General features: G+C 40.8%; 18 protein-coding genes. 6 read left to right on the top strand and 12 right to left on the bottom strand.

From position 1 onward, the window contains the following. The first annotated feature begins 339 nt into the window (after positions 1-339). Positions 340-5,475 carry a tetratricopeptide repeat protein gene (locus FRE64_RS03860; RefSeq protein ID WP_146294750.1) on the top strand — a complete coding sequence of 1,712 codons (5,136 nt, stop codon included), beginning with the start codon at positions 340-342 and terminating at the stop codon, positions 5,473-5,475. Positions 5,476-5,570: 95 nt separating this feature from the next. Further along, positions 5,571-6,269, top strand: coding sequence for an anti-virulence regulator CigR family protein (locus tag FRE64_RS03865; protein ID WP_146294751.1), 699 nt, complete (start codon positions 5,571-5,573; stop codon positions 6,267-6,269). A gap of 4 nt (positions 6,270-6,273) precedes the next feature. On the opposite strand, the gene FRE64_RS03870 is transcribed toward FRE64_RS03865, so the two are convergent. Next, positions 6,274-6,912 (bottom strand): cofactor assembly of complex C subunit B, encoded by a 639-nt coding sequence (locus FRE64_RS03870; protein WP_146294752.1) that lies wholly within the window; start codon positions 6,910-6,912, stop codon positions 6,274-6,276. Positions 6,913-6,936: 24 nt separating this feature from the next. Then, positions 6,937-7,671, bottom strand: coding sequence for a response regulator transcription factor RpaB (gene rpaB / locus FRE64_RS03875; RefSeq protein ID WP_146297270.1), 735 nt, complete (start codon positions 7,669-7,671; stop codon positions 6,937-6,939). Positions 7,672-7,880: 209 nt separating this feature from the next. Here rpaB and radA point away from each other — a divergent pair, with 209 nt between their 5' ends. The 4 genes from radA (at position 7,881) to pdhA (ending at position 11,990) form a co-directional block, all read left to right on the top strand. Continuing rightward, entirely contained in the window at positions 7,881-9,395 is a 1,515-nt protein-coding gene (gene radA, locus FRE64_RS03880; RefSeq protein WP_146294753.1) for a DNA repair protein RadA, read from the top strand. 121 nt (positions 9,396-9,516) lie between these two features. After that, positions 9,517-10,230, top strand: coding sequence for a UMP kinase (gene pyrH, locus FRE64_RS03885; protein ID WP_146294754.1), 714 nt, complete (start codon positions 9,517-9,519; stop codon positions 10,228-10,230). Further along, the gene (gene frr, locus FRE64_RS03890; protein ID WP_146294755.1) at positions 10,227-10,775 is read left to right on the top strand and encodes a ribosome recycling factor; all 549 of its coding nucleotides are present in this window, start codon (positions 10,227-10,229) and stop codon (positions 10,773-10,775) included. Before pyrH ends, frr begins: the two co-directional genes overlap by 4 nt. Positions 10,776-10,955: 180 nt before the next feature. Then, positions 10,956-11,990 (top strand): pyruvate dehydrogenase (acetyl-transferring) E1 component subunit alpha, encoded by a 1,035-nt coding sequence (pdhA, locus tag FRE64_RS03895; protein ID WP_146294756.1) that lies wholly within the window; start codon positions 10,956-10,958, stop codon positions 11,988-11,990. Between the two features lie 92 nt (positions 11,991-12,082). Here pdhA and FRE64_RS03900 read toward each other — a convergent pair whose 3' ends face one another. The 10 genes from FRE64_RS03900 to FRE64_RS03945 form a co-directional block, all read right to left on the bottom strand. Further along, a complete protein-coding gene (locus FRE64_RS03900; RefSeq protein WP_146294757.1) occupies positions 12,083-12,502 on the bottom strand; it encodes a type II toxin-antitoxin system VapC family toxin in 420 nt (139 codons plus the stop codon). Next, positions 12,499-12,747 (bottom strand): ribbon-helix-helix protein, CopG family, encoded by a 249-nt coding sequence (locus FRE64_RS03905; RefSeq protein ID WP_146294758.1) that lies wholly within the window; start codon positions 12,745-12,747, stop codon positions 12,499-12,501. Before FRE64_RS03905 ends, FRE64_RS03900 begins: the two co-directional genes overlap by 4 nt. Before the next feature lie 92 nt (positions 12,748-12,839). Further along, a complete protein-coding gene (locus FRE64_RS03910) occupies positions 12,840-14,267 on the bottom strand; it encodes an NADP-dependent isocitrate dehydrogenase (RefSeq protein ID WP_146297271.1) in 1,428 nt (475 codons plus the stop codon). A gap of 79 nt (positions 14,268-14,346) precedes the next feature. Next, the gene (locus tag FRE64_RS03915) at positions 14,347-15,093 is read right to left on the bottom strand and encodes an HAD family hydrolase (protein ID WP_146294759.1); all 747 of its coding nucleotides are present in this window, start codon (positions 15,091-15,093) and stop codon (positions 14,347-14,349) included. 10 nt (positions 15,094-15,103) lie between these two features. Beyond that, the gene (locus tag FRE64_RS03920) at positions 15,104-16,054 is read right to left on the bottom strand and encodes an asparaginase (protein WP_146294760.1); all 951 of its coding nucleotides are present in this window, start codon (positions 16,052-16,054) and stop codon (positions 15,104-15,106) included. A gap of 8 nt (positions 16,055-16,062) precedes the next feature. After that, entirely contained in the window at positions 16,063-16,569 is a 507-nt protein-coding gene (locus FRE64_RS03925) for a CGLD27 family protein (protein ID WP_146294761.1), read from the bottom strand. Between the two features lies 1 nt (position 16,570). Then, entirely contained in the window at positions 16,571-16,975 is a 405-nt protein-coding gene (rsfS, locus tag FRE64_RS03930; protein ID WP_146294762.1) for a ribosome silencing factor, read from the bottom strand. A 106-nt stretch (positions 16,976-17,081) separates the two neighbouring features. Continuing rightward, positions 17,082-17,681 (bottom strand): bis(5'-nucleosyl)-tetraphosphatase (symmetrical) YqeK, encoded by a 600-nt coding sequence (gene yqeK / locus FRE64_RS03935; RefSeq protein WP_146294763.1) that lies wholly within the window; start codon positions 17,679-17,681, stop codon positions 17,082-17,084. Between the two features lie 158 nt (positions 17,682-17,839). Further along, positions 17,840-18,238 (bottom strand): hypothetical protein, encoded by a 399-nt coding sequence (locus FRE64_RS03940; protein ID WP_146294764.1) that lies wholly within the window; start codon positions 18,236-18,238, stop codon positions 17,840-17,842. 9 nt (positions 18,239-18,247) lie between these two features. Further along, a complete protein-coding gene (locus FRE64_RS03945) occupies positions 18,248-19,462 on the bottom strand; it encodes a hypothetical protein (protein WP_146294765.1) in 1,215 nt (404 codons plus the stop codon). Between the last annotated feature and the right edge of the window lie 3 nt (positions 19,463-19,465).

Consider the following 19,465-nt stretch of genomic DNA (forward strand, 5'->3'; position numbering starts at 1 on the left):
AGAGATGATGCGAGAGGAAGTAGAACAAATGCAGAAGTCATATAGCAATCCCAAGTCATTTGTAAATTCGGCTGTGACTGAAACCCTTACTGTGTAAAGCGCAATTTTTCACGAATCATTTAGGATTGCTATATCAGTATCTTTGATTTATTACTAGTTCTCTATCTAAATCACAATCTAGATCATTATTAATCTACTTTTATCCCATCCCATCTCCACAATGCTTTAAAATAGTTACGATACTATTATTATGTGATAGAACTTATATCCAATTCCAAAACTCTTAGAACTAATTGTCCTAGTTTTTACTTGATCTTATACAAGCAGTATTAGGAAATCATGCTAAATTTAAATGTGATAAAAGGGATTGCTCGTAAAGAAATCGGAGATATAGAAGGCGCGATCGCTGATTTTAATGAGGCGATTCGTTCTCAACCTGACGATGATTTTGCCTACCTTCAGCGAGGGCTAATTCGCAAGGATCAACTCAATTTTGATGATGCGATTGCTGATTATACTGAGGCAATTCGTCTTAATCCTGATTATACTGAGGCTTATTATGAGCGTGGGCTGGCTCGTATTGGTCAAGGGAATTTAGAAGGTGCGATCGCTGATTTTACTGAAGCAGTTGGTCTTAATTCTGATTATACTGAGGCTTATTATGAGCGTGGGCTGGTTTATCTTGAGAAGATGAACTTAGAAAGCGCGATCGCTGATTTTACTGAAGTAGTTCGGGTTAATTCTGATTATGCTGAAGCCTATTATAACCGAGGAAAAACTTATTGGCAACAAGGGAATTTAGAAAGCGCGATCGCTGATTTTACTGAAGTAGTTCGGGTTAATCCTGATTATACCGAAGCCTATTACAGCCGAGGAAAAACTTATTGGAAGCAAGGGAATTTAAAAGAGGCGATCGCTGATTTTACCAAGGTAATTCGTGTCAAGCCTGATTATACTGACGCTTACAATGATCGAGGGCTGGTTTACCTTGAGAAAGGAGATTCAGATAGCGCGATCGCTGATTTTAATGAAGCCATTCGTCTAAATCCTGATGATCCTCAAGCCTACTATAACCGAGGAAATGTTCGCTCTAATCAAGCAGATTTAGATAGCGCGATCGCTGATCTTAATGAAGCCATTCGTCTAAATCCTGATGATTCTGAAGTCTATAAACAACGAGCAATTTTCTATTATAATCAAGGCTACTTAGAAAGCGCGATCGCTGATTTAAATGAAGCCATTCGTCTGAATCCTGATGATCCTCAAGCCTATAAGAAACGAGGATTTGCTTACTATAATAAAGGCAACTTCAAGGGAGCAATCGCTGATTTAAGCAAGCAAGTTGTCTTAATTATCATTACTAGCTTTTTTTGGGTAGTAGAAAAGTTATCTCCAAAGTCTCTTTTAGCTGCTAATCAGTCTTTTCCAAAACTTAAACCAGTAAAATTCCCCATTAATGAAACACAGATATGGAAACTCTTGTTCTCACTTAGTCGCTTCAAGTTTGCCCGTTATTTAGCATTGAAAGCGATGAATTATGACTTTATTAGAAATTGGGTAATTAAAAGGGCTCAGTCTGAAATTTCAGGACAGGTATCGGAGATATGGAATTGGTCATCAGCGCAACTAGGAAATTTTTTTGAGGGTGCAATTGATTCTAAAGAGGATCAAAATAAAAATCATTTTAAGGGTTTAGATAAGGGGACTAAACTAGAAAATATTTTATGGAATGATCCTGACTATCAAAATGGAATTAAACAGAGCGCGATCGTCTCCCATGAAGATTATCCATTTGCCAAAGATGCGTTAGAAAACACGGAATTCAAACTGAAGGAATTAGAAGAGAAACTGACTCAAACCCTTACCGATATCAAAAATCAGATTAATCAACAAGCAAAAGCAGAAACCGCCCAAGAAGTGATTGATCGTTTGGATGAAACAACTCAGGCTCTTAAAGAGGAAATTAAAACCAAACTGAAAGCAGTTCAAGATTCTCTAGAAGAGAAAAAGAGAAATCTGGATTCTTTTACAATTGCGTTTATAGGAAGAACGAAAGCAGGTAAGAGTACCTTACATTCAATTTTAACTGAACAAGGATGGAGTGAGATTGGGGATGGAGAACAACGCACAACTCGCCAAAATCGTTTTTATGAATGGAACAATATTCGCATCATCGACACCCCTGGAATTGGCGCACCGGGCGGTAAAACTGACGAAGAAACTGCCCAAAGTATTATTAATGAAGCCGATTTAGTAGTTTTTGTTGTCACTAATGATAGTCAACAGGAAAGTGAATTTCAGTTTCTCAAACTATTAAAAGAGAATGCAAAACCCCTTTGTATTTTACTGAATCTCCGTAAAAACTTGAACGACTCACGACGAGGACAATATGAGTTGAAAAGACTTCTCGAAAATCCGAATCGAGTCTTTGATAATAAAGAAATGCAGGGACATTTTAATCGCATTCGGGGTTATACTGAAAAATACTATGGTAATGATTATTTTAGCATTATTCCTGTGATGCTATTAGCGGCGCAGCTTTCTTATGAAGATAAACATGAACACCAGAAAGAGGAACTTTGGGAAGCGAGTCGAATTGAGAATTTTTTAGAGCAAATTCGCTTATCTATAGTTGAACAGGCAGGAATTCGCCGTTCTCAAAACTTATTAGGCAGTACAGTAAAGGTAATTGAAGAAGCGAATATTTGGACGAAGGAGCAAGCCACTTCTTACCAGACTTTAGCGGAAACAATCAAGAATAAGCAAGAAACATTACAGCAGGATATTGATAAAGCCATTGAAGAAACAGAGAAAAATTTAGAAAGTATAATTAATGAATTGTTTGCAGAAATCAGAAAGATCGTACCAGAGTTTGCTGATCAACATTGGAATGATTCAGCAGATGAGCTAGAAAAAGCATGGAAAGTAAAACTTAATTATCTAAATTTTGAAAAAAAGCTCAATGATAGTCTTGAAGAAGAAAGTAATCACTTTACTAATAAAGTCCAGCAATTACTAGAAGAATTAGGAAAAGATTTACAGTTTACTGCAAAGTCAGGAGGAATTAAAGGTTTTAAGTTGAATGATCAAAATCCCTATCACTTGAAAGAAGCCCCAGGTTTGGCAGGTGGGTTATTTGGAATTGCTGGTGCTATTGCTTTTTTAGTGCCAGGTGGCTTTATTCCAGGTATAGTTATGGAAGTTGTTGGAGCTGTGATAGGTTTAATTGCCAAGCCTAAAGCTGAGATTAAGAAAGAAGCTATTAATAAAATTACCAAATCATTACGACAGCAGATTGATCAAAAAGAAAAAGAATTGACTAATCAAGTAACCGCAGCATTTCAGAGACATTGTAACCCAGTTAAGAGAGAAATAAATACTTATCTTGATCAACTCATAAGTGGCTTAACAACGATTTCTGAGGAATTACAGACAACTGAATATAACTTAGAAGAACAAGTTAATTTTCTCAACTGCGCTTACGGAAAACGGATTATAGATTGGAGTCAAAACCATTATGAACCTCTTACTCAAGAGGCAATTAACCATGAGATAGTTAGTGTCAACCGAGAAATTGGCAAAAGGATTACGATCAAAGCCAAAAATCAGTTGACTATCACTCGCAGCCAAGAAGAACTAGACTCGATATTACAAGAAAAAGTCATACTTCAGATAAGTGATATCCCTAAAAAAAGAGCATCTAAAAGGAGAAAACAAATGAATACTTATCATCACTACGATTCTAAATTTGAAGTGAATGAAATTAGCCAACGCTTTCACACTCACTTAAACCAATTTAAGCAAATCCTATCTTCTCAAGAAGAGGAACAATTAAAAGAAATTCAGAATCAGTTAAGTCAGGAATTAGATCACTATTACCAACATGGAATCCTGACGATTGCCTTCATTGGACAATATAGCGCAGGAAAATCTACCATTATTTCTGCTTTAACAGGAAAACGAGATATTTACATTGATGCAGATATCGCTACCGATACCACAGCACTTTATGACTGGAATGGCATCAAAATTATAGATACCCCTGGACTTTATACAGAGCGAACCGAGCATGATCAAATTACTTATGATGCCATTGAAAAAGCTGATTTATTGGTGTTCTGTTTAACCAATAATCTCTTTGATCAGATTACCGCCGATAACTTCAAAAAACTTGCGTATGATAAAGAGTATGCTGGAAAAATGATGTTAGTCGTTAATAAAATGTCTCAAGAAGCAGGGGAACAACAGGAGTTAATTGAGAATTATAAAAAAACTCTTGCCAAAACTTTAGAACCTTATCCGTTAGAGAATTTTTCGCTATCTTTTATTGATGCCAAAGATTACTGTGATGGAATTGACGAAGAAGATGATTTATTAATTGAATTAAGTGGGTTTTCTGAGTTTCTCCAATCTCTAAATCAGTTTATAGAAGAAAAACGAATTATGGCTCGTCTCGATACACCAGTACGGATTACATTATCTAAACTCAATGATGCAGAGTTAGCGGTACAACGGGATGAGAATGAAGAAGATGATTATTTAGAATTAGTCAATCGTTGTGCAAGAAGAGTCGAAGAGGAAAGAAAGCGTTTTCGCACAGAAGTTAAGACAATTGCTCTGGAACTAAACTCAAAAGTACGGAAAGAAGCAACTCCTTTAGTTGATAAAATAGGAACGATTGAGAGTCAAGAAGAAGCGAATAAATTAAGTAATCAAGCAGATGAAAATATACAACAACACTGTGACTCAGCTCAAAAATCACTTGAAAATGTAGCTAACAAGGCTCAAGTTTCTCTAAGGGACTCTCTTCAGGAACTTTTAGATGCAGAGTTTACCCAAGTTTTGATCGAACGTTTAGAAAAACAGACTAATGTATCTCCCGATGGACTCCATAGAAGTGAAGGTAGAGAAGAACAACTGAATGAGCTTCTAAAATTGGGAGAGTTTGTTAGTAATAACTTATATCAATCTGCGCAAAATTTTATTCCATTAGTGGGAAAAGATGGATTTTTATCCAGTTGGAATGTAATTGGAAGTCCTTTGCATAAAGGAGTTTATGAAGTTGGCAAATTTCTTGGTGTAAACTTTAAGCCGTTTCAGGCAGTTAACATAGCTAAAAATCTTGGGAATGCAGGTAAAGTTGCTGGTAAAGTTTTGGGGCCAGCTATGGTCATTGTGACAGCTGCAATGGAGGTTAAAAACTTTCAAGAAGAAAAACAAAAAAGTGAAGAACTTTCTGAAGATTATAAACAAATCAATAGTCAATTTACTGAGTTAGCTCAACAATTCCAAACCCAACTTGAAAGTATCGCGCAAGAGGTAGAGAAACAAATCTACGATGAAACAGCAGAAAAAATTGAACAAATGCGAGAAGCTCACAATCAGAACATTAATCAAAATCAGGAACAAGTACAACAATTAGCCAAGTTACGTCAAGAGTTTAAACAGATTCTCTCAGAAATTAGCTCATATTAGAACTCATTTTTCAGCGCATCCAGCATGAAAATAAATCGGTACGGGCATCAGCATTAGTTTTAATTTCCAGCATCAGTACAGCCTCTGCTCATCAAATGCCTGACTTCTATGAGGCAGCCGATAAAACTACTGATTGGGCATGTGAGCGATTATATCAAAAACAACGCAATTTCATGTATCCTAGATCCCCTATGGGGATGAACTTCGATATTCCCACAAAACTCTGGGAACTCTCATTAACAACACTCGTCTTAAAACCAGAACAGCTATATGCCAAAAAAATGATGTCTAAAAATCTCTGGCTAAAATATCTACCAGTGTTTCTCCTTATAGGAGGATTTTTTCAACCCTTGGCTATGGCACAACCCCCTCAAAATCCTCAAACAGAACCGCAACTTTTAACCCAAGGTAGAGGGGTTGGTAATTCTGGTCGAGGCAACCCTGGTCGAGGTAATTCTGGTCGAGGTAATCCTAATCGAGGTCGTTCAGGAAATGGATCCTCTACTCAACAGGAATTAATTAATGTTTCCATTGATAAAAGAGAAATTCGTGACTTTGTAGAAAGAAGAGACTATACAGGGTATAGCAGTTTGCCTCCTGGTATTCGTAGAAACCTCGCTAGAGGAAAACCCATTCCGCCAGGTATTGCCAAGCAAAGAAGAGTTCCTACTCGTTTACAGGAAAGGCTTCCTGACTATTCTGGATACGAATGGCGAATTTATGGCAATGACTTGGTGTTAGTTGCAACTGCAAATGGAATTATTGCAGAAGTTCTTTCTGGCATTTTAAGATAAGTGCCTATTCTCCTAACGTATAGGCAAGTTTATCAGCAATTCCTTCTACCCATTTTTCATCCTGTTTTGTGTAGCTACGAGGGGCATTTGCCACAACAAATAATGCCCCTTTTTTCCCCATAGGCTGACAAATTAAGGCTTGAGAATTTTCTGGAAGATAGTCAAATTCTATTTTGCCAGGATAAAGATTTAAATTGACCAAATAAACAGGTTTTTGCTTTTCTAAGACTCGCTTGAGAATTGCCCCTGGGGTAACTTCTGCTTTTGGGGCTAAAATGCCTCGCCGTAGTAAAACTTTGCCATCATAATAGATTAACAGCGATCGCGCTGGAGTATTCGTTAACAACATCAGAGAAGCCCATGCTAACTCTGCCTTCACTTCCTCTGATAAATCCTCAGCTAACTCAAACCCCTCTTCTCCCACTAACTCTACAGCCTCTGGGGGACGCGGTTGCACTCGTTGCCAAATTAATCCCACTAAAATTAGAATCGCACTGAGAAAAACCCCCATAGCATCAGAACGGGCTTGAGAAGACGTTAAAGAGGTAGTGACTAAGCGATTAATTAATAAAAGAGTGCCGCCTACCCCTCCAACAACAAGAGGTAGCAGGCGTAAAACCCAATTGGGATCAGAGGTTTTCATATTAAGAAAGAATTATCGCCCTGATTAAGATTTTTCCTCGCCAGGTTCCATGACTCGCTGAAACATATACCCTGTTCCCCGAGCGGTTAAAATTAACTCTGGGTTACTGGGGTCATCTTCCAGTTTAGCCCGTAAACGGGAAATATGGACATCTACCACCCGTGTATCCACATGACGTTCAGGGGTATAACCCCAAACCTCTTGCAGAATTTCTGAGCGAGAAAACGCCTCTCCCGAACGACCCACCATCAGTTCTAGGAGACTAAACTCCATTCCTGTTAAACGGATGCGTTCATCCCCTTTATAAACTTGGCGGCGGTTAGTATCAATTTTAATTGAACCCACCTGAATTACCCCAGAACTGGGAATCCCTGAGAGTCCTTCTTTATCCACTCGCCTTAAAACTGAGCGGATACGGGCTTCTAACTCTTTGGGAGAAAAAGGCTTAACGACATAATCATCTGCTCCTAATTCTAGCCCAGTAATGCGATCAGCAACATCTCCTAGAGCCGTTAGCATGATAATAGGAATATCCGATTCTTTCCGCAATTCTTGGCAAACGCCATAACCATCTAGTTTCGGCATCATCACGTCTAATACGACGAGATCAGGCTGATTTTCGTTAAACGTGGCAATGGCTTCTTCACCATCAGCGGCGGTGACAACATCATAACCAATCATGGATAAACGGGTTTCTAGAATGCGACGAATACTCGCTTCGTCGTCAACGACTAGAATTTTTTCTTTATGATTTTCCAAATTACTCAACACTCCTTATTTTTTCTAAATGTTTTTACTTATTGTTTCTATTTCTAGAATATCCTTTAGAGAGAGATTCTTAGCGACTACGTTATCTTCTCTTCCTGAAAATAATCAATTTCTAACATTGGTTTTAGGTTTATAAACTGTAAGGATACATCTTAACAATTTAAAACCAGTTGCAGAAAGTCTATTAATGTTCATTTAAAATGTCTAAAGCGAAAGTTATCTATGTTTGCAGTGCTTGTGGTGCTGAACATAACCAATGGTTTGGAAAATGTTCTAGCTGTGGAGCGTATGGGACATTAGAGGAAGAATTTGTCACTTCAGTGAATGCGAACCCTCGTACAGGATGGCAGTCGAATAAAGATTCTACCACTGTTACTCATAATAAGCCTCCGAAGGCTCGGATTTCCCTCAAGTTTTCTCAAATTAAAGATGATGAACAGCCTCGCTATCCTTCAGGTTATGGGGAGTTAGATCGCGTGTTAGGTGGCGGAATTGTGCCAGGTTCCTTGGTTTTACTTGGGGGTGATCCTGGGATTGGCAAGTCAACGCTATTATTACAGGTGGCAAACCAAACCGCCAATAGCCAGCGAACCTTATATGTTTCTGCGGAAGAGTCTGGGCAGCAGGTAAAGTTACGGGCTTCTCGCTTAGGAGTGGGGTTAACTGATTCTCCTGATGATCAGGTAGAGGAGAGTAATGGTCGTAAGCCCAAAAGTATGAGCCATGAAAATCTTTATGTGTTACCAGAAACGGATTTAGAAGAAATTTTACGGGAATTAGAATCTCTCAAACCCCTACTAGCGATTATAGATAGTATTCAAACCCTTTATTTTGCCTCTTTAAGTTCTGCACCTGGTTCAGTTGCCCAAGTGAGGGAGTGTACTTCGGCGTTAATGCAGGTGGCAAAACGGGAGAATATTACCCTGTTAATTGTTGGTCATGTGACCAAAGAAGGCGCGATCGCGGGGCCAAGGGTATTAGAACATTTAGTGGATACTGTACTGTATTTTGAGGGCGATCGCTATGCGTCTCACCGCTTATTACGGTCGGTGAAAAATCGCTTTGGGGCAACCCATGAAATTGGGGTGTTTGAAATGGTGGATCATGGCTTGCGAGAGGTGGAAAATCCCTCAGAGTTATTTTTAGGGAATCGGGATGAAGCAGTGCCAGGAACAGGAATTGTGGTGGCTTGTGAAGGCACTCGCCCCATTGTTGTGGAGTTACAAGCTCTTGTCAGTCCTACCAGTTATACTTCCCCCCGTCGGGCAACAACAGGGGTAGATTATAACCGACTGCAGCAAATTTTAGCAGTTTTAGAGAAACGGGTGGGGATTCCCTTATCAAAGTTAGATGCTTATGTGGCAACGGCTGGGGGGTTAGGGGTAGAAGAACCAGCAGCAGATTTAGGGATTGCTGTCGCTGTGGTTGCTAGTTTTCGCGATCGCATTGTGGATCCGCGCACGGCTTTAATTGGAGAAGTGGGCTTAGGGGGACAAGTGCGCTTAGTTTCCCAGTTAGAATTACGGATTAAAGAGGCGGCGAAATTAGGGTTTAAACGCGCGATCGTTCCCCAAGGGCAAAGTCTTCCTGATCTGGGCATTGAAATTATTACCGTTAGCAAGGTTATTGATGCCATTGTCGCTGCTATTCCGCCTCAACCCCGTTATGGAGAAAATGATGAGGTTTCCATTTCAGAAGAAGACGAAGAAGGATAGCTTTCTGACAAACTTTATGCCAAACTGCTATCTTAGATGTCTTTGGAGAACCACCTCCTCATCCTACCGGAAGGACATTATGATATTGAAAAACTAATATTCGAGCAGGTGTGCGAAAAGGATGAGTTATAAAAGGGTTTTACTCAAACTAAGTGGTGAAGCATTGATGGGATCTCACCAGTATGGCATTGATCCCACAGTGGTAACCGAAATTGCTCAACAAGTTGCTGAAATTGTGGAAACTAATGTCGAAATGGCAATTGTTGTCGGTGGCGGCAATATTTTTCGGGGAGTTAAAGCAGCTTCTGGGGGAATGGATCGAGCTACTGCCGATTATATTGGTATGATTGCAACAGTGATGAATGCTTTAACACTTCAGGATGCCCTAGAGCAAGCTGGAGTCCCGACAAGGGTACAAAGCGCAATTACAATGCAACAAGTAGCCGAACCTTACATTAGACGACGTGCCATTCGCCACTTGGAAAAAAAACGAGTGGTGATTTTTGCGGCTGGTTCTGGAAATCCCTTTTTTACCACTGATACCACAGCAGCGTTGCGAGCCGCCGAAATTGATGCAGAAGTGCTATTTAAGGCAACGCAGGTAGATGGGGTCTATGATAGGGATCCCCATACTAATGCAGACGCTCGTTTGTTTGATAAGTTGAGCTATACTTATGTCCTTACGGAGGATTTACGGGTAATGGATGGTAGCGCGATCGCGCTCTGTCGCGATAATAACATTCCCATTGTTGTTTTTAATTTACGACAACGAGGCAATATCATGCGCGTTGTTAAAGGAGAATCTGTCGGAACATTGGTTGGAGGTAGTAAATGAAATTATCTGATGTAGAAAGTAAAATGAAAAAAACTATTGAGGCGACCCAACAGTCCTTCAATAGTTTACGCACAGGACGAGCTAATTCTGCTGTATTAGATCGGGTTACGGTGGAATATTATGGTATGGAAACACCGCTAAAGTCGTTAGCGAATATTAGCACCCCCGATGCGACGACAATTTTGGTTCAACCCTATGATAAAGGGAGTCTCGAACAAATTGAAAAAGCGATCTCCATGTCAGATGTGGGATTAACTCCCAATAATGATGGTGAAGTGGTGCGTCTCAATATTCCTCCCCTAACCAGTGAACGGCGACAAGAATTAGTCAAACTTGCGAGTAAATATGCCGAAGAAGGACGGGTTTCTATTCGCAATATCCGCCGTGATGCCATTGAAGAAGTGCGAAAAAAAGAAAAAAATAATGACCTCTCAGAAGATGAATCCCGTGATATTCAAGATAAAATTCAGAAACTAACTGATAAGTATGTCAGTAAAGTGGATGAATTGTTAAAAGCAAAAGAAGAAGATATTACAACTGTCTAAAATTTCTGTAATTTTAACTCTGTGAAGACCAACGATAGCAGTTTTCACGCTTCTTGAGGTTTTTGTCCTTCGTTGTTTGTAAACTAATGACTAATGACTAAATTTATACCTCAACAGAATTAAGAAGCTAGACTCAGTTGGTTTTCTCATTAACTGTCAACCTGTCATTTAATAAAACCTATGGTCGCTGAACGAATTTTACCCACATTTCAACCACAAAGCACAGAAGTCACCCGCGAAGAAGGGTTAATGCTTTATGAAGACTTAACCCTCGGACGCTTGTTTGAAGACAAATGCGCGGAAATGTACTACCGTGGCAAAATGTTTGGCTTTGTTCACCTTTATAATGGTCAAGAAGCCGTTTCTACAGGCGTAATTAAAGCCCTGCGTCAGGGAGAAGATTATGTCGCCAGTACCTACCGCGATCACGTTCATGCCTTAAGCGCTGGTGTTCCCCCAAGGGAAGTGATGGCAGAACTTTTTGGGAAGGAAACAGGTTGCAGTAAAGGGCGTGGCGGTTCCATGCACCTCTTTTCTGCACCTCATAATCTTTTAGGGGGGTATGCCTTTGTTGCAGAGGGCATTCCCGTAGCAACAGGAGTTGCCTTTCAAACCAAATATCGGCGCGAGGCGCTAGGAGATGAAAGTTCTGATCAAGTAACCGCTTGCTTCTTTGGCGATGGGGCAACCAATAATGGTCAGTTTTTTGAATGTCTTAATATGGCTGCTCTCTGGAACTTACCCATTTTATTTGTCGTCGAAAACAATAAATGGGCAATTGGCATGGCTCACGATCGCGCTACCTCTCAACCCGAAATTTACAAAAAAGCCAGTGCTTTCGGCATGGAAGGAGTAGAAGTCGATGGCATGGATGTTTTAGCAGTTCGTGATGCGGCTAAAGAAGCCATCAAACGCGCTCGTGCAGGGGAAGGGCCCACTATCATTGAAGCCCTTACCTACCGTTTCCGTGGGCATTCCTTAGCGGATCCTGACGAATTAAGACCTCCCGAGGAAAAAGACACTTGGATGGCAAGAGATCCCATTAAACGACTCGCTGCCTATTTAGTGGAACAAAATCTCGCCACGCAACAGGAACTCTCTGACATTGAAGAGAAAGTTCAGAAGCAGGTAGATGATTCCGTAGAATACGCTGAAAGTAGTCCTGAGCCTAGCCCAGAGGACTTGCGACGTTATATCTTTGCTGAGGATGAATAATTAAAGAATTGAGGGTTGAGAGTCGAGTCTCTTCCCTCATCAGGGGTAGCAACTTCATTGCCAACCCCTCCCATGGCTTGCTGTCAACAAAGTTAGACACTGCTCGGAAGTAGGGAAGGAGCTTGCTTATTCGTAAAGCGATAAATCGAAAAGTCTCTCCGATCTAAGGTAAAAATTGTTTTGATCGCTTTTGTTTCAGCTAGATACATCAGACTAACATCAGCAAGTTGCGGTGTAATCTCTTGATATTTGTTTAAAATTTTTTGAAGCCAAGGCAGAGCTTCTGGAGACAGGGGTTCAAGAACAAATAAACCTTGCTCAAAAGCGAGAAATAACCCTTGTAGGGCAGTCGGATTCTGTCTTAAAAGGTACTGAACTTCAGTTAGCACTGGCCAAGTTGTAATTAGCGGTGGGTTAATTTCCTTTAAGGTTTCCACACAAATTTCATGGTGACGATCCGAAGCAGAAAGAATCGCAACAATCGGCCCCGTATCAACAATTACCCGCCTCACTCGCTAAATCCCTCAAAATAGGATTCATTCGTACTTAAGTCACAGGGAAGCTCCTTTGTTATACCGATGATGCCCAGTGCTTTCGCAAGTTCGTAGCTGTTTGCTTGGGAAAGTGCTTCTTCGCAGTATTTTCGGAGTGCGGTTCGGACGATTTCTGATTCGCTTCTCTGCTCCTGCTGTGAAAGACGGGAAAGGAGCGAATATTCTTTTTCATCAAGGCGGATGGTAATTCGTTCTTCTTTCATGTCTGACATTATTACAAATTTGGCAGACTATTGCCAAGCTCAAAACTTTACCAGAGGGTTGAGAGTCGAGTCTCTTCCCTCTAACTTAGCAATTAATCATCAAAGTGATTAATAATGGCCTGGGCAAATTCTGAGCATTTTAAGGGAGGATCCACGGGAGGAGTCATCATTCGCGCTAAATCATAGGTGACTTCTTTTTGCGCGATCGCGCCACTAATTCCCTTCTGAATCAAGGCAGCTGCTTCAAACCAGCCCAAATACTCTAACATCATCACCCCTGATAAAATTAGAGAACCTGGGTTAATGCGATCTAATCCTGCGTGTTTTGGGGCAGTGCCATGAGTGGCTTCAAAAATGGCACAGCGATCGCCGATATTTGCCCCAGGTCCCATGCCTAAGCCTCCTACCAACGCAGCGGCAGCATCTGATAAATAATCCCCATTCAGGTTCATTGTTGCCAAAATCGAATACTCATCAGGGCGGGTTTGAATTTGCTGGAAAATGCTATCAGCAATGCGATCATTCACCATCACTTTATTTTTCCATTTCCCATCACCATGAGTTGGCCAAAGCTGATCTAAAACCCCTTGCACCTCGGTCATAATTTCCTGACGACGTTCTTGGGTTAACTGATCAAACCCCGGTTCTACCTGACGGGCATTTTCTTCTAAACTTAAGTCTGGATTCTTTTCCTTGTTACTTAAAATCCAAGACTCTCTTTCGGTAACACATTCTTCTCGAAACTCCGAGGTTGCCAACTCATAACCCCAGTCACGGAATGCCCCTTCCGTGTATTTCATAATATTCCCCTTATGCACCAAGGTTACTTGCTGCTTTTCGGGAGGCAGTTGTAAGGCGTGTTTCATCGCCCGACGCACCAGACGCTGTGATCCTGTTTTACTAATGGGCTTAATCCCAATTCCTGCATCAATGGGAACTTGTTTTTCTCCATGTTCAGGAGTATTAGGAATTAAATCTTTATTGAGTAAATCAATTAACTTTCTTGCTGTTTCTGTTCCTTCCTTCCACTCAATTCCTAAATAAATATCTTCAGTATTTTCCCGATAAACAATGACATCTAAGCGTTCAGGATGCTGATGAGGAGAGGGCGTTCCGGGATAATAACGACAAGGGCGAACACAAGCATAGAGATCATTAATCTGGCGCAGGGCGACATTGAGAGAGCGAATTCCCCCACCCACAGGCGTAGTTAATGGCCCCTTAATGGCAACCCCATATTCCCGAATTGCTTGGAGCGTATCTTCTGGTAAATACTGAAACGTGCCATAATGCTCGCAAGCCTCATCCCCAGCGTAAATTTTAAACCAATTAATTTTCTTTTGGTCACCGTAGGCTTTTTTAACCGCTGCTTCTAGGACTTTTTGAGTTGCTGGCCAAATGTCAATTCCTGTTCCATCACCGCGAATAAAAGGAATAATTGGGTCATCAGGAACAATGGGTTCACCAGCTTGGAAAGTAATTTTTGTTCCCTGATCAGGAGGAGCAATTTTTTCGTACATAGTCGCTACAACATCAACAGAATAATGCTCAATCGTGCCACAGAAATCGGAAATTAACAATTACTTTTTCAGGTGGCAATTAGGAAGGTTTTATCTTGAGTTCATCTAGTTGCGCGATCGCGCAGTCCGCCTCTTCTAAATGATTTGCCTCACGATTTTCCCAAGCAATGCCAATTACACCAGCCGCACCAGCTTGTTTAGCCATTTGCATATCCCCAGGCGAATCTCCCACCATCAAACTTTGATAGGCTTCTACCCCCAATTTCTCACAAGTTTGCAAGAATAATTGCGGATCAGGCTTACTTACTTCCCCACTGCTTACCCCTTGCGCCAATTGAATATAAGACGAGAGATCATGGCGCTGAATAAACGCTTCCACCCCTTCTGGCGTATCTGCAGATAAAATGGCTAATTTTAAGCCAGCTTGGGATAATGCTTGTAACGTTTCTAAACACCCTGTAAATAGCGGAGAGGTTTCTGCATCAGGCGTAAAATGCTGATCCGCTTCCCAAAATGCTGCCTTAGCAATGTCTATCGACTCTAGCCAACCTCGTCCCGTTTCCGCCACATACGCAGCTGCTGCGATCTCATTTTCATAGCGACTTCCCACCGCCATTAACCCCATAGGATTAATTGTTCCTTCTTCAATTCCAAATGCCATTAGGAGAGGATCGCCAATTCCTGGAATTTTGGCATCGAGGAGGCGAGCGCGTTTTTGTCCTAATTCTCGCAGAAATTGTTGGGAATCAGCTAATGTTCCATCTTTATCGAAAATCACTGCTTTAATTCCAGAAAAGGTCTGATTCTGACACTTAATCGTTACCAACTGTTTCTCCTCACACTAAGGTTAATTCACCGACAATTTCCAAACGCTTATGTTCATCAAGGGTAATAAACTTTTCTGCTAAACTATCAGACATACTAGGTGTAATCCAACCCATCTGCATTAATAAATGAATGGCTGTGGCATATTTAGCTCGTTTTGAGCCATCTAAACTCTTAATGGCTAATCCCATGCCTTCCCCAATGCGTCCAATACACTGCACACCTTCTGCACCAGCTTTACTCACTAATTGCCCATTAGTAATTTTCATTAATTCCGTATCAAACAAGCCCTCCCCTGCAACCATTTCTGGATGGTGCGTCATGGCGCGGCTCATTCGTTCTAAATGCAGATTCTCTCCCGAAGATAAATGAGCAAATAAGGTAGCCATTTGGGAGAGTTGCATATAGTAAGTAGGTGCGCCACAGTCATCTTGAACCCCAATAAATTCTGCTCCGGGCATTTGTAGCAATTCCCCAACAATTTTTAGGATATATTCTTGAATGGGACTGCGACGGCGAAGATAATTTTTGAGGGGCCACCCGTATTGTTGACAGACAGCTAACATTCCCGCGTGTTTCCCAGAACAACCATGTTGTAAGGGACTACTTTTCCCCGAAGGAATGGGACATTGTAAAGCATCTGGTTCTACATCCGATCGCCATAAAATATTAAACACTTGTCGCGCTTGTTCCACAGTTCCCTGATGAGAGGCGCAAATAATAGCTAAGTCTTTATCAGTGAGATTAAATTCTTCAAATGCACCACTTTTAATCACAGGAAGGGCTTGAAAGGGTTTTAAGGAAGAGCGAATAAAAGAAGCCGTTTCACAATGACCAGCAAAAGATAAAACGCGTCCTCGATCATCACAGACTAAGGCGTGAACTTGATGGATAGATTCAACAATTCCCTCTCGCAGGAGATGAACTTCGACTTCTGGGGTTTGCGTCCGTTTTTTGCTCATAACTTTTTTTAATTAACTAGTAACCACGCGAGACTATCGATCGCGCTTAGGATTAACAAAACCAAACCCGTCATCCGCAACCGTTGAAAAATGGGCTGAATTTGATAAGACACAATTAAACGATCGCGCGATAACACCTGTTCTGGCTTTTCCCAAGTTTGTCCATCGTACCAGCCTGACTCTTCATAGGGAATCAAGGCTTTTTCTAGGCGCGTGCGAATATAAGACCATCCTAAATATAATCTCACGAGAAAGAATACGACTAAGAGACTTGCCGCTAAACTCCCACAGAGAAAAAATTGAATTGGAGTCCCGGAAGGGGGAAAACTTGCTGCAGTAATGGGGCCAGCAATGATCCAACCCCATATCCAAACCCAAAGTAATTTTCGCACATAGCCTCCACCCGTTAATGTGACCCAACGAAAGGGCCAAGAGGCTTTTAGTTTTTCATATTCATTAATGGGGAGTTGTTCAATGGGAACGGGACAAGGCTGAGATAGGGGGGAGTCTCTCATCTTACTTAACTGCTTCAAAGTCGATGCGTTTAGCGTGTCCCCAAAAGGCTTCTAGATCGTAAAATTCTCGCTCTTCGGGGAGTAAAATATGAGCAATTACATCGCCGTAATCCAGTAAAATCCAGTTCCGCTCCTTTTCTCCTTCAATTCGCACTGGGGCATAGTTAAATTGTTTTTGGACGCTTTCTTGAATGGCATCAGAAATGGCTTTAACTTGGGTGCGAGAGTTACCGCTAGTGAGAACAAAATAATCGGCAAGATAGGAGACTTCTACTACTTCTAGCAACACAATATTCTCAGCTTTCCGACTATCCGCCGCATGGGCGATTGTCCAAGCGAGTTTTTCTGCTGCAGCAAAAGTGGGAGTAGGAATAGAATTGGTATCCTGTAAAGGCTGATGATTCATGAAATAGGATTCTAATATTTGAACGTTACACGATAATTAGGAAGGTTGAACTTACTCCCAAGATAGCGTGAATTCTTGTTCTCAGGTATGAAATGGTTGAGAGACGTTAACATTTTCCAGCTTGCATGGCCCAATTGCGAGTCGCAACAGTACGAGGGTGAATGGGGCGACCTTTTTGAATTAATTTTTTAATGGCAATATCACAGACTTGATAAACAGCCCGATAAAGGTTCTCTCTGGCTATTTCTCGCATGGTGTTTAATTCTTTTGTATCACCCCGATTTGGTTCGAGTTTATCGGCGACAAAAACAATACTGCTAAGGGGCAACATTCTTGCATTACCAAGGGTATGTTGCGCGATCGCGCTTAAAATTTCTTTATCTTTAACCCCAAAGGTATCTTCGGCAACAATGGCACTGACATCAGCGTGTAATAAGTGAGGACGGGTTGCACAAATTTCATCAATTTCTATCCCTTTTTGTTTTGCCATTGCTAATAATTGATCAGCAGGGAAATACTTAGCTAAATCGTGCATTAAGCCAGCCGTTTTTGCTTTTTCTACATCAGCATTATGGATAATTGCCAATTCTTTTGACATTTGTTCAACCCCTAATATATGTTCAACGCGAGCAGGGGGAACATTATTTTCTAGCCATGCAATTACTTTTTCTCGTTCTACTACCAAATTTTGCTCCTTATTAGTCATTAGTCATTAGTCATTGGTCATTAGTCATTGGTCATTGGTCATTAGTCATTAGTCATTAGTCATTAGTCATTAGTCATTGGTCATTAGTCATTGGTCATTGGTCATTAGTCATTGCTGTACAAACAACAAACAACGAAGGACAAACAACAAAGGACAAATTACTGTTCTGCTTCCCAGTCGGGGCAATTTTCATCATCCCAACCATAGGGATGCATCCCACAAACAAAGAGATTTCCCCCATAAACATAACCATGATAATGGCGACAGCCGCGACAAGCCGGAAGCGTATTTTCATCGGGAGTTACTTTCGAGGTAAAGCCAAAATTGGAGGTGCTGCCAAAATTGTCTATTTCATCTTCTTCCCAAAATAAGGGTTCATAGATTTCGTTCAAAAAAATCTCAATTTCTTCATTAATGGTATTTTCCATGTCTTGTAAGGCCTCATCTAAAGACTCAGGAAATTCATTAGCAAATTGTTCAACTTCAGAGAAAAAATCTTCAATTCCTTCTCCAACGGCTTCGCAAAAATCAAAAAAGTCTTTTGTCCAATTATTCATTGTTCTTAATTAAGTTTCAGTGTCTTCTGAAGTTATTACTAACTCTGGAATGATTTCCCATTCTAGAGTTTCATGTTCCTGTTCTGCTTGATTATTTGGCTTTGACCAAACGTATTCTTTTTTAGGTTTAGGTTTTTTGTCTTTAACAATTGTATTTGGAAGATTCGGTAATGTTGGCGATATTGTCTTTTTATTTTCCTTCTTAGAAACTAATCTAGGAGGTAAAACTCCTTGCCATTTTTTCTTGGTAAAGGAAGAAGTTTTTTTAGGTAAAGGGGATAAGGGCGCAGGGGGATGGAAGATAGTAGGAGAAGTGATAGTGCTGGCAATGAGAGATTCTAGTTTTTCCCAAGTTGCTGTTACACTAAAAGTTTGCTCTGCTAATACCTGAGGGGAGTTTTTTTCACTGGTGTCGGTGAGGGTAATTTCTCCTTGAAGAAGATACGTATTGCAAGGTTTAGCAAGGGTAACAGAATAACAAAACGGAAAGGGGAAAGACGAGGGAAAAATAGGAGGGGATAATTTGGTGACTATTTCTCCTGTTCTGGGATCGCGTAAGACTATATCAAGATGCAATTCAGCAGGAGGGGAGGGGGAATGGCTACTGATTTTCCCAGAAATAATAATTGGCTTATTGAGAGGGGCGGTAAATGATTCTTGATCCAGATTTATAGAATATTGCGTTTGTTCTGAATTACCTTTGGGGAGGAGATGGGAAGGAAAATCTGAGAAAACTTCCTCTATCACCTCCTCTAGCATTTGATCAGTATCATTAAGTACACGCGATCGCAGGCTTTCTAAACTTTCTTCTTGAGAGGTGGCTGCTAGCTCTCCGGTTTTTTCTGCTTTTAATTGGATCGCTGCTTTTTCTAGGTGTAAGGTTACTCTTGGAGCGAGTTTAATTTCCCAGTCTGGCTCAGTTAAAGCCTGAGTTAATTCTCGACGACATTCAATTTCCCAAAACCCTGGTTTTAATTGGATCTCCTCAACTAACATCCCAAAACCGTTTTCATCTAACTGACAAAAATGCTGAAATTTTGGTGTTCGCGTGAGGGTTTCTCGGTTTTGACGCGTTTTAACTTCAACTTCAATTAATTCATGGGCATGGTGAGGAGCACGGGCAAAAAGGCAATACCTTCCACTGGGAATATCTGGTTGACTTGAGTTGAGTCTAAACCAATTTTCTTCGCCAATTGTTTGTAGGAAAAATTCCCAATTTGCCATGAC

The organism is Euhalothece natronophila Z-M001 (assembly GCF_007904085.1).
Lineage (GTDB): Bacteria > Cyanobacteriota > Cyanobacteriia > Cyanobacteriales > Rubidibacteraceae > Halothece > Halothece natronophila.